Here is a 12,417-nt window from a genome sequence, read left to right as displayed (position 1 = left end):
AAGGTGACGAGCGGATGCGCTCGCGGGCGTTGCGCAAGCGAGTCGCAGCCGAGCGAAGCGAGGTCGTCTCGCTCGGTTCAACTCCCGGTCGGTGCATCCTGCGAGGAACGAAGGTGACGAGCGGATGCGCTCATCAAAACTGACCAGCGTCCCCCATCTCCAAAATCTCTGCCACTCCGTCTTCATCGAACTTCATCGGCCGCCGCCACCACGGTCCTTTTCCGGAGTCGCTCGACAACTCCGTAACCACTCTGTTCGCCGTCGCCCCCGCCTCGGGACTGCTCAGCGGAATCGCGGTTTCGTACAGTCCCGACTCGTCCGTTCTTCCCTCCACCAACACCTTCGCGTCGAACTCCTCGCGCTTCAGGTGGGCGTTGTTCTCGAACACCGCCCGCGTTTCCGCCGGGAGTCCCGCGAACTCCTCGCCGGAAATGGGGTCGCGTGCGAGTCGGAACTGGCCGATGATGTACGTCCCCCACTCCGGCGAAATCCACTCGCGATTCGGTTCCCCATCTGTCGAGAGCGTCGCGTAGAAGAGGACGTAATCGCCCGCGCTCAGCGACAGCAGCGGTCGGGCTTTGACGCCGAAGGGGTCGCCGTAGGTGTAGCGTTCACAGCAGGGGTACTCCGCGAACTCCGGGTCGAGGTGGACGGGCAGTTCGTCCGCTCCGTCCGGGAGTTCGACGGTCGTTTCGAGGTCGGCGTAGGTCGGAACCTCCCGTTCGGTCGGTTCGGACTCGGGAATCGGGAGGTACTCGAACCGCCCGTCCGGGAAGATCGGGCCGCGAACGCCGGGTTGGTTCGTGTTGGCGGCGACGTTGATGGCGACGGCGCGAGGCATGTCTCACGGTCGGTTGGCGGGCGGGAAAAACGTGGCTACCACACGCCGAGCGGGCCGATACACTCGCGGCAGAACGTGTACTCGGTCCCGTTCTCCGTGCCGCAGTGCGGACAGACATGCCTGTCGCCGTTCTCGTCGCTGAACTCTTCGAGGATGCTCTCCCGCCGAATATCGTCGGGAATCCCTCCGTCGGGTCCGGACGGCGTAGACGCGAACAGCGGCGAATCGTCCTCACTCCGTAGATATCGGTAGATAAGGAGCTGTAGGCCTACGAACAGGACGACGTACAGGATTATCCACCCCCAGACGTTCATGGGATATTATGACATACGCCACCATGCTACTTGGTAGCTTCGCACGACAGGATTCAGAAGTGTTTTTGAATTGAACGGATTTGCGGATTATGCAGGTTGGAGTTTGAGGATGCGATCGTCCTGCGGCGCGGGATTCTCGGCCCGGCCGTCCCGGTTGCTCGTCATCACGTACAGGTCCCCCTTCGGTCCGGTGAAGGTGGTTCGGAGACGTCCGTACTCGCCGTTCAGCAAGCGCTCTTGTTCGACCACCTTTCGTCCGTCGATCCGCACTCGATGGAGGTGCGTGCCGACGAGCGACCCGAATAGGAAGTCGCCCTTCCACTGTGAAATCGGGCCGTCGTAGAACGTCGCTCCGCCGGGTGCGATGGTCGGGGTGTACGTCGCGATCGGGTCCGTGTACTCCTCACTCTTCCCGGTCACGTCGGGCCATCCGTAGTTGTTCCCCACTTCGAGGACATTGATTTCGTCGTTCACGTCCGGTCCGTGTTCCGTGCTGAACAGGGTTCCATCGCGGAACGCAAGCCCTTGGGGATTTCGGTGTCCGTAGGTGAACACCTCGTTGCCGAAGGGGTTGTCGGGGTGCGGTTGCCCGTCCAGCGTCACCCTGAGAACCTTCCCGGCCAACGAATCCGTGTCCTGTGCCTGTTCGCTGTCCGATGCGTCCCCGGTTGTGACGAACAACGAGTCGTCGTGAATCAGCAGTCTCCCGCCGTCGTGAATTGACGATGCCGGGATCCCGTCGAGAACGACCATCTCGCGTTCGAATCCGTCGCTGACGCGATGGCGGACGACCCGGTTCCGCAAGCTTCCGCCCTTCTCGTACGTCTGATACGTGTACGCCAGATTCTCGTTTTTCGGGTGGAACGCGAGGCCGAGCAACCCGCCTTCACCGGCGTCCTCGATTCGGTTGGTCATGTCGGCGATGATCTCGTGGTCGTTGTCCCGAATCCGTCGGATCCGACCCGGTCGCTCGGTAAAATAGAGGTCGCCGTCGGGGGAGAAGTCCGCGCCCCACGGGACTTCGAGGTTCATGGCCACCGTTTTGATACGCACTCCTCGCTCCCCGTCCACCGTCGTCGCGCCCGTAGAGCGTCCGGGAGATCTCATACACCCGGCAAGTCCCGCGATACCGAGTGCCAACGATTGGAGGTACGTGCGTCGTCGCATACTCCACATGACGGATTGATAGGAGAAAAGCGATACGGGTTACTCCGACGAACCGAGAGTGCGCTGGAACTCGTCGAACTGTTCGAAGTCCTTGGGCAGTTCGTAATCGATACGCCGTGACTCCTTTTCGGTCGGTGGAATATCGTCCAACGGGGCGGCCTCGTCCTCCCATCCGGGCTTGATTTTGATGCTCTTCGCGGGCGTTCCGACGGCGATGTGATGTGCCGGAATGTCGCTCTGAACGACGGAGCGCGCGCCGACGACGGCGTCTTTGCCGATTTTCATTCCTGCACGCACCATCGCGTCGTAGGTCACGCGGGCGTCGTCCTCGATTATCGTGTGGAAGTTTGTCACGTCCGTCTGATCGGTGATATCGTGGTCGTGGCTGTAGATGTGCACGTTATCGCTGATGGAACAGCGGTTGCCGATGGTCAACTTGCCCCGGTCGTCGAGGTGAACGTCGTCGTGGATGACCGTGTTGTCGCCGACGGAGATGTTGTGGCCGTAGGTCATCGAGACGCCCTTGAAGATGCGAAGGTTCTCGCCCGCCTCCTCGAAGAGGTGGTTCGCGAGCATCTCGCGGAAGCGGAGGGCGAATTCGACGTTGTCGGCCATCGGCGTCGCGTCGAACTGCCGCCAGAGCCACTGAAGGTGTTTGGACGTTCGGAACTTTTCCTCGTCCTTCTCGGCGTAGTATTCGCTTTCCAGCGTCGAGTTACAGGGGTCGTAGCTCTGGAGGCGAACGCGTTCCGCGTTCGACACCGGTTCCCCGTTCTGCCACGATTCGTAGGCGTCCCGGTCGCCGTGCAGGTCGATGAGCACCTCCTTTACCACCCTGCACGTGTCCTCGTCACTTGCGAGTCGTTCGTCCACTTCGTCGATAAACCCGCGTACGCCCGCTTCCGCGGACTCGGGGAGTGTGACGTGTCGCTTTGTCATAGGCTTATTTCACTCTCTACTTTCTTATCGCTTAGTAACTCTTCCGAGGGGAAGGGGGTTTTGGTTGCGGCGGCGAGTGCCCGGTCTTCGATTTTCGCCTTCGTTCGGGATTGGGAGAACGGTACCGAGTTCTTTGTGGCCCACGCTCGGCACGACGTGTACCGAAAGCTTATGCCACAATCATAAAATTTCAGTCAGTAATGCCCTCGAACCCCTCTCGACGCGACGCCCTTCGACTCGGCGGTGGAGTGTTGACCCTCCTCGCCGGGTGTACGACCGACTCGAACCGCCAAACCGACCCTGCGACCACCACCGGAACCACCATGACCGATTCGAAAGCTACGACGACTACCTCCGACGGAACCACTACCGCCGCGACGGACGCAACGGTGACGAACGTCGAAACCACCCCGGCGTTGCTCGTCATGAACTCTCCGGATTCGACCGGAACGTACGGCGAACGTGACGAACAGTTCGTCATCGTAACGGTCGAGAGTGACGGGTCGCTTCCCGACCGAGACGAGTTCACGCTGGAAGCGGACGGGACGAGTTACGTGCAACCGTCCGTCCGCGACCGGTGGGTGCAAGGAGACGGCTACTCGGTCGTACCCGACAACCATCTCTCCTTCTCGGTTCCGAAACCGCTCGACGCGACCGGTGTCTCGCTCCGCTGGAAAGACGACACGTATTGGATTGGAAAAACGGCGCTCCGAACGCTACGACGACCGCCGACGGACTTCTCGGTCGAAGCGTCGGCACCGAAACCCGTCACAGAGAGCGACGACGTCACCCTGACGCTCACCGTCGAGAACACCGGAGAGGTCGCCGGAACGTTCGTCGGGGCGCTCAACCGTTCCGGCCCGAACGTTGCGTACACCCCCGTCACTGCCGTCTCGTTCGAAATCGAAGCGGGCGAATCGACGACGTGGTCCCACTCGTACGAAACTGACGACTACGTCGCAGAGGACGAGTTGACGATGACGTACCACCTCGACTGGCGAGACGGGTCGCGGTCACGAACGATACGTATCGAATCCGACTCGGAGCAAAACTGAAATCCGAAATCACACTGCGTCCGCCTACGCCAAGAAGACGTGTCGCGGTCGGTCGGCCAGCACGTCTCGGCCCCAGCTAACCGTGTTCCTGAAGTCGTCGCTTCGGAAGAAGGCCATCGCGTCGTCCTTCGAGCGCCACTGGCTGGCGATGAACATGTCGTTTTCGTCCTCGTAGTTGGAGAGCAGTTCGGTGTCGAAGTGTCCTTCCATATCCGCGAGGACTTCGCCGACCGTTCCGAATTTCTCGACGAAGTCGTCGCGGTGTTCGGGTTTGACGGCGTAGAACATCCCCATCGTCCCGAAGCCGCTCTCCTCGCCTGCGTGGCCACCGCCACGTTCACCAGCGCGAGCGACGATTCCGGGAAGGTCGGCGAGGAATCCGCCCGCCGTTTCGGCCGCGCTCTGGGTGTCCCAGATGCTCACGACGGCGGCGCGCTCGTCGCCCTCGTACACCGCCGTCTTGACGTGGGTGTCGTAGTGGTCGAAGTTCTTCCGGAGGCCATCGACCTCCTCGAACAGTTCGTCCGCGTCGGCCTCGGAGTACAGCACGATGGAGTACACGTCCTCGCCGTGTGGCTGTCCGGCGTAGATGTCGAGGTCTTGGAGTTCCCCGCGGATACCCTCCGCTCCCTCCTCGTCCGTCCCGTGCGGGCTATCCGATTTGTCCTCTCCGTGGCCGCTGCTTTCGCCGTGTTCGTGCCCGCTTCCGTGATGTCCGTCACCGTGTTCGTGCCCGCTTCCGTGTGCGTGGCCGTCGCCATGCGGATGTGCGTCCTCCGGCGTCGGAATCTCCTCGCCGGCCATGAACGCCGGGAGGTCCTCCGACGGGAACCGCCGCCCGAAGGAGAACGAACCGAACTCCGCGAAGCGGGAACTCGCCTCGTCGAAGCGCATCTCGTAGAGGATGTCCTTGATGTGCGTCGGGTCGTTGCTGAACAGGTCGACGCCCCACTCGTAGTCCTCCATGCCGATGCTGCCGGTGATGATTTGGGTCACCTTTCCGGCGTAGGTCTTCCCGATCTCGCCGTGGCTCGCCATCATTTCCGCGCGCTCGTCGTACGGCGTGTCGTACCAGTTCGCGTCGGGGAGGCGGAGTTTGCTCATCGGGTAGAAACAGACGAACTCCGCGTCCGGGATATCGGGGTAGAGTTTGCTCGCCACGTAGCGGGCCATGCCGGTGTCCTCGATGTCCTCCGGGTCCTTCACCATCTCGTCGGAGGTGTAGCTCCCGACTTCGGTGACGGAGGTGTAGGAGTCGGTCCGCTCCGTGAAGTCCGCGAACTCGGTCCCTTCGAAGGCGCGTTCCGCTGTGTCGAGGGCCGTGACGGTCGGACGGAAGTGGAGTATCAGCAGGTCCGCTTCGTGGCCCATGACGCTGAACACGGCCGAGGAGCCGTCCTCCGCATCGCTCACGTCCTCGTGTGCGCTCAAGAACTCGACGCCATCCGCCAGCGCGGCCTCCCGGGTCCGCTCCGGGGCGTCTCGCCACGCGTCCCAGTCGACGGTTCGGAAGTCGTGAAGCGCATACCACCCCTCGCGGGTCGGTGGTGCTTTTTTCGGCATACGTAAGCGTTAGGAGCGACCGAACAAGGAACTTTTGAGTTCCGTTCGGATCTCGCTTCGTTCTCCTCCGGTATGCGTCGCCCCGACCGAAAGCCTTTCACAATCTCGACTGAAACCCAAACCCGATGCGGAAAAGTGGCCCACCGAAAGGCCTGATATCGTACCTCGTGCTCGAACTTCTGGACGAAAAACCACGGTACGGGTACGAGATACTGAAAGAGATACGCGAGATAAGCGGCGGCCACTGGGAACCGTCCTATGGGTCGGTGTACCCCATCCTCTACAAGTTCGAAGACAAGGGATGGACCGAACGAATCGAGCGTGAGGACGAATCGGACCGAAAATACTTCAAGCTGACCGAGGAGGGGCGGGAGGAACTCGAAGAGAAACGCACGGAAAGCGGAACGAAGGCCCGCGAGTTCGCGGACGTCATCCTCGGCTTCTACCACGTCTACGTCTCCTTTGCGACCGACGACCGGTTCGAGGTCGAAAGCCCCGAGGGGGAATGGCAGTTCGACGAGACCTTCAGTGCGTGGATTCTCGAGCAGATAATCCGCCATCACGAGCGCGATTTCGGGGATTTCGAGCGTATCCCCGACACGCCGGAGGAGTTCTACGAACGGATGGGTCTGGAAGACTGACCCGCTGACGAACTCGACATCGAAACCGACGCACCGACTTTCCTCCCGCCGACCGTTCAGGCCAACAACCGCGGTCCGAACACCATGAGCAGGAGACTGGCGAGCATGACCAGTCCGATAGTCGTCGTTATCATGGTTGTGACCTGCCGCCCTTGACTCGTCGGGAGACGGGAGACGATGGCCTCGGATCCCATGCGCAGGATGTGCCCGCCGTCGAGCGGGAACGCGGGGATGCAGTTGAAGAAGCCGAGGTTCAGGTTTATCCATCCCGTCCAGAACAGCACGTTCGCCAGCAGAAAGGCACCGCCGCCGAGGGGCGACAGCGGTCCCTGCACGACGTAGAAGTTGCTGTTCCATCCGACGAAGCCCGCGAAGTTGTACCCCACGGGCATCGAGAGGCTTGCGAACGGGAGCAACAGCGTCCCCGCGATACCGAGAAGGAACGTGGTCAACGGTCCGTTGCCGCCGTTGCCGCCGAACACGGAGACGAAGCTCCCCGAAACGAGGTCGTGGAACGTATCGGCCGGGTAGAGTTGGGTTCCGAAACTGCTCACGGAAATCCCGGACACGCCCGGCGCGACGAGGATGCCGACGATGGCCTTTCCGTTGCCGTTGTCTTCGAGCGTCACGTCGTAACTGTGGCGCACGTACGTTCCGCTCTGGTTGACGTAGGCTTCGACGGTGACCGTCCGTCCCGCTTCGTAGTCGCCGAGCGTCGCGCTCAACTCGCTGCTGTTCAGGATGCGCTCGCCATCTATCGACGTGATGACGACGGCGTCACCGGTCTTCAAGTCCGTCTGCTTCTCGATGGGGCCGTCCTTCTGCACGGTGGAGAGCGCGCCGACGGGGCCGCTCACCTTCGTCCCGTTCACGGTCAGGGTGGAGACGTTTTTCTTCGCCAGTTGTTGGGTTAGCGCCCGTTCCGTGTACACCGACTTTCCGTTGACCGTCGTGATGTTCTCCCGTTTCTCGACACCTGCCGCAAACGGCGAATCCCGTGCGACGCCTGTGATGAGGAGCGACCGCCGAATCGTCGTCTCGCGCTCCTCGCCGTCGCGGTTCACCGTCACCGACACCGACCGACCTTGAATGTCGGCGAGTTTGTCGTGGAGGTCGCCGTTGCTCTTCACGGCGGTTCCGTTCGCGGCAACGATTCGGTCGCCGCGCTGGACGCCCGCGTTATCCGCCGCGGACCCCGGAAACACCCCGCCGACCGCCGCGCCGGACGCGACGGAAATCGAGGCCATCACCGGCCCGAACAGGAGCAGGAAGGCGATGATCGTTATCGCGAAGTTGTTCGTCACGCCCGCCGCGAACATGCGGCTTTGACTTCCCCTGTCTGCGTCCCTTCTGCTCTCCTCGTCCGGTTCGACGAACGCGCCGACCGGGAGGAACGCGAGGAGCGCCAGTCCCATCGACTGGATTTCGATGTCCTCGACGCGACAGAAGATGCCGTGACCCCCTTCGTGGACCACGAGTCCGATGAGGAGGCCGAGCATGATTTCCGGGGCGACGGACAACGGCAGGAACTCGTTGACGCCCGGTATGACCAGTACGTTTCGGGGTTGCGTGACCGCCGTCGGCGCTGGCGGATTCTGCACGACGATGATGGCCTGCACGACGAGGAGCAGGAAGGTCCCGACCATCACGACGAGCGCGATTCCGAGTCCGAAGTTCCCCCACGCCCGCCAGAACCGTTTCGGCCGTGCGAGGCGGTCGATGAGCTTCTTTCCTCGTCGCGTGTGCAGAGTCAACACCGGTCCCTGCATGCCGATATAGGAGGGTAACATACCGTTCGCCCGTAGTCCGAGCAGGATGAACCAGTAGGCGGCGAGTCCGAGGAGGACCCAGAGGAGCGTATCCATTGGTGAAACGAAGGGGGCCGTCGCTCAAAGGCGTTTGGGAACGAACGTGAAAAAACTGCGAAACGCGGTCCGCTATTCCGCGGTCTGCCAGTCTTCTTCGAATTCCTGCTCTTCTTCGCCCTTGCCGCTCCGTTTCTGCTGGAGCTTTCGGGCCGCGGCGAGACCGGCGGCGGTGCCGCCGAGGACTGCAGCACGGCGGGCGAAGGTGCGGGCTTTGCCGCGTCCCTTCGTCTCCTCGGCTTCCGTTTCTTCGACGTCCGCGTCCGCCGCTTCGGTTTCCGCCTCGGGTTCCTCCGCCGTCTCGACTTCGGATTCCTTGACGAGTTCGGTTCGCTTCAACGCTGGCTTCTCGAGATTGAGTTCTATCAGGGCCATGATATTATTTCGGCTTAGTCGTTGACGTAATCGATCGCCAATCCGACTGTACGTCCTTCCGTACTACTGGGAGGTACTTTGTTATGTCCTTGCTAGATGGACGTAATAAGGAACTACCTGCCAAGTAACTTAGTTCTATTGGCGGTCAGCCCTCGCGTCGCAGACGCCGCAGAACGAACTCCTCGTCCAGGTTCGAGAGGAACGGACCGAGTTTCGGTCCCTGTTCCTCGTCGAAAAAGAGCTGATAGCCGACGCCGAAGAAGTCGCCGATGTCGATGTCGTGGCGCTTTGCCGTCTCGTAGATTTCGCCCTGAATCTCCTCGCCGTCGTGGCCCGCCTCGATGAAATCGGCGAGTTCCGTCAGCGCTGCATCCGTCTCGCCGTCGAGTTCCACGTCCGGCAGTTCGGTTCGCTTCAGGTCGTAGTCGTACTCGTTGCTCGTGCGCTTCGCCCACGCCTCCGCGCGCTCGACACGCGCGAGGGCGGCTTCGACGGCCCATTCGGGTGCGTCGTCGGGGATGTGTCCTTCCCGTCGGGCGATTTCCTCGCGGAGTTCGGGGTCGTCCGTCATTCCGAGAATCGCGGCGAACGTGTATGGAATCCGTATCCGCTCCTCCCGCGGTTCGGCCACGACCATCGGATACACCCGCTCGGCGAGCGCCCGTTCGCGCTCGTCGGCGTCCTCCTCGCCGAAGTAAATCCGTTCGAAGCGGTCGAACTCGTCCACGAGCAGGTCGAGGCGGTCGATGTCGAAGTCGCGTGCCTTGCTCGGATCCTTGGTAAAGAAGTAGCGCAGCACCTCGGGTTCGAGGAGTTCCAACACCTCGGCGACGAGGACGATGTTCCCTTCCGAGGAGGAAAACGGTCTGCCGTTGAGCGTGAACCACTCGTAGGTCATCGGAACCGGGGGTTCGAAGTCCATCACGTTCCGGGCGATGTCCTCGCCGCTAGGCCACGACCCTTCCGCGTGGTCCTTGCCGAACGGTTCGAAGTCCACGCCGAGCGTCTTCCACTGGGCGGGCCACTCGAAGCGCCACGGGAGTTTCCCGTCGCGCAGCGTCGCCGTGCCTTCGTGTCCACAGCCGTCGATGACGTTGTCGCCCGCCTTCAGGTCGGTGCAGACGTACTCGACGGTGCCCGCGTCAACGTCGAACTCCGTCACCGTCTCCGTCACCTTGCCGCACTCCTCGCAGATGGGGTTGAAGGGGATGTACTCCCCGTCCACCTTGTCCTGATACTCCGCGAGGACCTCGCGTGCTTTCTCCGAATTTTCGAGGAGATCGCGGGTCACGTCCTCCAGTTCGCCGGATTTGTACATCTCGGTGTTCGACACCACGTCGATGGGGACGCCCAACAGGTCCGCGCTCTGCTGGATGAGGTTCGAGAAGTGTTCGCCGTAGGAGTCACAGCAGTCGAACGGGTCCGGGATGTCGGTGTAGGGTTTTCCGAGATTGCGCCCGAGCGCTCCGGCGTTCACGTCGCCCAACTCGACGATGTTGCCGTCCAAATCCGCGAGTTTTCGGGGAAGCTTTCGGAGCGGGTCCCGGTCGTCGGCGGTGAACACCTGTCGAACGTCGTGACCCCTGTCGCGAAGCACCTCGGCGACGAAGTAACCGCGCATGATTTCGTTAACGTTGCCGAGGTGGGGAACGCCGGACGGCGATATTCCGCCTTTGATGACGATGGGGTCGTCGGGGTTTCGCGCCTCGATTCGGTCGGCCACCTCGTCGGCCCAGAAGACGTGATGGGTCCCCTCGTTCCCGTCCTCGCGTTCGTCGGTCGGTGCCGTCCCGGCGCTCATTTTTGTACCCAGTAGGTCATCTCGTCGGCCGCCCCCTCGGGGATGATGTCCGTTCCGCTGTGTTCCCCGTTGAGGACCGCATCGGCGATTCGCTCCGGTTCCGTCCCGTCGAGAACGATGGTTCTGACGCCCGAACGCCCGATGAGTTTCGCGGCCAGCAGATCCACCGGCGCGGAACTGCCCGCGGTCATTTCGAGGTCGGCGATGACGTCCACGAGTTCGCTCGCCGAGAGTTCGTCGTACTTGGTCGCGTCCGCGACTTCGTTCGGGTCGTCGCTGTACACGCCGTTCACGCTCGTGGCGTACACGAGGAGGTCCGCGTTCGTGTACTCCGCCAGCGCGGCGCTCACGGCGTCCGTCGTCTGTCCGGGCATCACGCCGCCCATGACGGCGATGTCGCCGCGGTGCATCGCGGTTCCCGCCTTCTCGTACGTTTCCGCCGGACTCGGGGCAGCCTGCTCACCGAGGGCGGCGATGAGCAATCGCGCGTTGAGTCGCGTCACGTCGATACCGATATCGTCCAGTTCAATCTCGTTCGCGCCGAGGTTTCGCGCGGTTCCGATGTACTCCCGCGCGACGCCGCCGCCGCCGACGACCGCGCCGATGGTACACCCCTCCGTTGCGAGCGATTCGATAACTTCGGCGTGTCCACGCACCCGTTGAGACTCTAAGTCCGGCGCGAGCACGCTACCGCCGATAGAAACGACCACCTTCATGCTATCGCCGTCTAACCCGGACGCGGCCTTAAGCGTTCTCAACTTCCGACCGAAGGCTAAAAGCGACTCGCTCCCGCCTGTACGTTCATGAAGGTAGTTGGTGTCGTCGGCGACGGGGCGGACGCCGTTGCCGACCGACTCGCCGACCGGTTCGACGAGCGGGGAACGGTGGGGACCGTCCGACGTGAATCGCACGACTCCCGCGGCCCCGGTGGCTCCGAGGTGCCGAGCGGTTCGACCGCCGAAACCGCGTTCGAACTCGGTCCCGACGGGTGGTGCGCACGCGGAAAGAACGACTCCTTGGCCGACGTTCCCCTGAACGACGTTCTCGATAGGCTCGCGCCGACGCACGAATACGCCGTCGTCTCCGGATTTCCCTCCGCCGACCTGCCGTGCGTCGTGGTCGGCGATTCGGACCACGCCGGGACGCCCCTCGTCCGAGTGGACAGTGCCGACGCCCTCGACGTCGAGGAGGTCGTCACCCAACTCGGAACGATCGAGCCCCACGAAACGCTCGAATCGCTCGTCGCACGGGTGAAACGCGACCCGGCGGCGGAGCGCTCGGGTGCGATCGCCACGTTCACGGGCCGCGTCAGGGCGAGGGATTCGGACGACGACACGCCGACCGAATTCCTCGATTTCGAGATGTACGAGGGCGTCGCCGACGAGAAGATGAACGCCATTCGAGCGGACCTCGAAGCGCGCGACGGCGTTTTCACCGTCCTCATGCACCATCGAACGGGTCGAATCGACTACGGTGAGGACATCGTCTTCGTCGTCGTCCTCGCCGGGCACCGCGCGGAGGCGTTTCGAACCGTCGAGGACGGCATCGACCGGTTGAAGGCGGAAGTGCCGATATTCAAGAAGGAGGTGACGCTCGACGAACAGTTCTGGGTTCACGAGCGATAACGCCCACATTTGTTATTTTAACTGACATTTTCTGTCGATATCGGCTAGCAACCAATTTTCGATGAAATAAAATACCAAAAGGCATTTTAAACGGTTAGAGGCTCTCAAAGTAGTTCGTAAAATATCCCTTTTACCCGCTTTCACGCCGATTTGCATTCAATTCAGCTGAAGATTCCCGAAACTACCCTAAGCTTCCTTCCTTTATAACATATCCCCGTTCCATGGTGAAAC

12 protein-coding genes are annotated in these 12,417 nt (G+C 62.0%); 3 read left to right on the top strand and 9 right to left on the bottom strand.

Going from position 1 to position 12,417, the window contains the following annotated elements; genetic code table 11:
- Window positions 1-133 precede the first annotated feature (133 nt).
- The 4 genes from LJF34_RS13500 to LJF34_RS13485 form a co-directional block, all read right to left on the bottom strand.
- A complete protein-coding gene (locus LJF34_RS13500; RefSeq protein ID WP_231185537.1) occupies window positions 134-841 on the bottom strand; it encodes a hypothetical protein in 708 nt (235 codons plus the stop codon).
- Between the two features lie 35 nt (window positions 842-876).
- Window positions 877-1,155 (bottom strand): zinc ribbon domain-containing protein, encoded by a 279-nt coding sequence (locus LJF34_RS13495; protein ID WP_231185536.1) that lies wholly within the window; start codon window positions 1,153-1,155, stop codon window positions 877-879.
- A gap of 87 nt (window positions 1,156-1,242) precedes the next feature.
- The gene (locus LJF34_RS13490) at window positions 1,243-2,322 is read right to left on the bottom strand and encodes a PQQ-dependent sugar dehydrogenase (protein WP_231185535.1); all 1,080 of its coding nucleotides are present in this window, start codon (window positions 2,320-2,322) and stop codon (window positions 1,243-1,245) included.
- Between the two features lie 39 nt (window positions 2,323-2,361).
- On the bottom strand, window positions 2,362-3,261 hold the full coding sequence (locus LJF34_RS13485) for an acyltransferase (protein WP_231185534.1): 900 nt from the start codon (window positions 3,259-3,261) through the stop codon (window positions 2,362-2,364).
- A gap of 200 nt (window positions 3,262-3,461) precedes the next feature.
- Here LJF34_RS13485 and LJF34_RS13480 point away from each other — a divergent pair, with 200 nt between their 5' ends.
- Complete coding sequence (locus LJF34_RS13480) at window positions 3,462-4,316, top strand: hypothetical protein (RefSeq protein ID WP_231185533.1); 855 nt, start codon at window positions 3,462-3,464, stop codon at window positions 4,314-4,316.
- A gap of 24 nt (window positions 4,317-4,340) precedes the next feature.
- Here the strand turns inward: LJF34_RS13480 and LJF34_RS13475 are convergent, their stop codons facing one another.
- Window positions 4,341-5,879: a heme-binding protein gene (locus LJF34_RS13475; protein ID WP_231185532.1), complete on the bottom strand. Its 1,539-nt coding sequence runs from the start codon at window positions 5,877-5,879 to the stop codon at window positions 4,341-4,343.
- A 125-nt stretch (window positions 5,880-6,004) separates the two neighbouring features.
- On the opposite strand from LJF34_RS13475, the gene LJF34_RS13470 reads away from it, so the two are divergent.
- A complete protein-coding gene (locus LJF34_RS13470) occupies window positions 6,005-6,520 on the top strand; it encodes a PadR family transcriptional regulator (RefSeq protein ID WP_231185531.1) in 516 nt (171 codons plus the stop codon).
- A gap of 56 nt (window positions 6,521-6,576) precedes the next feature.
- On the opposite strand, the gene LJF34_RS13465 is transcribed toward LJF34_RS13470, so the two are convergent.
- From LJF34_RS13465 to pyrH, 4 genes are all read right to left on the bottom strand, one after another.
- Window positions 6,577-8,385 carry a site-2 protease family protein gene (locus LJF34_RS13465; protein ID WP_231185530.1) on the bottom strand — a complete coding sequence of 603 codons (1,809 nt, stop codon included), beginning with the start codon at window positions 8,383-8,385 and terminating at the stop codon, window positions 6,577-6,579.
- 72 nt (window positions 8,386-8,457) lie between these two features.
- Window positions 8,458-8,760 (bottom strand): hypothetical protein, encoded by a 303-nt coding sequence (locus tag LJF34_RS13460; RefSeq protein WP_231185529.1) that lies wholly within the window; start codon window positions 8,758-8,760, stop codon window positions 8,458-8,460.
- A 145-nt stretch (window positions 8,761-8,905) separates the two neighbouring features.
- The gene (gene lysS, locus LJF34_RS13455) at window positions 8,906-10,561 is read right to left on the bottom strand and encodes a lysine--tRNA ligase (RefSeq protein WP_231185528.1); all 1,656 of its coding nucleotides are present in this window, start codon (window positions 10,559-10,561) and stop codon (window positions 8,906-8,908) included.
- Entirely contained in the window at window positions 10,558-11,277 is a 720-nt protein-coding gene (gene pyrH / locus LJF34_RS13450) for a UMP kinase (protein WP_231185527.1), read from the bottom strand. Before pyrH ends, lysS begins: the two co-directional genes overlap by 4 nt.
- 87 nt (window positions 11,278-11,364) lie before the next feature.
- On the opposite strand from pyrH, the gene LJF34_RS13445 reads away from it, so the two are divergent.
- On the top strand, window positions 11,365-12,186 hold the full coding sequence (locus tag LJF34_RS13445) for a molybdopterin synthase (protein WP_231185526.1): 822 nt from the start codon (window positions 11,365-11,367) through the stop codon (window positions 12,184-12,186).
- The last annotated feature ends 231 nt before the right edge of the window (window positions 12,187-12,417 follow it).

Origin of the sequence: Haladaptatus sp. DYF46 (assembly GCF_021083305.1) — an archaeon.
Lineage (GTDB): Archaea > Halobacteriota > Halobacteria > Halobacteriales > Haladaptataceae > Haladaptatus.
Note: the sequence above shows the minus strand (reverse complement) of the source record. Positions and strands in the feature narration are given on the sequence as shown.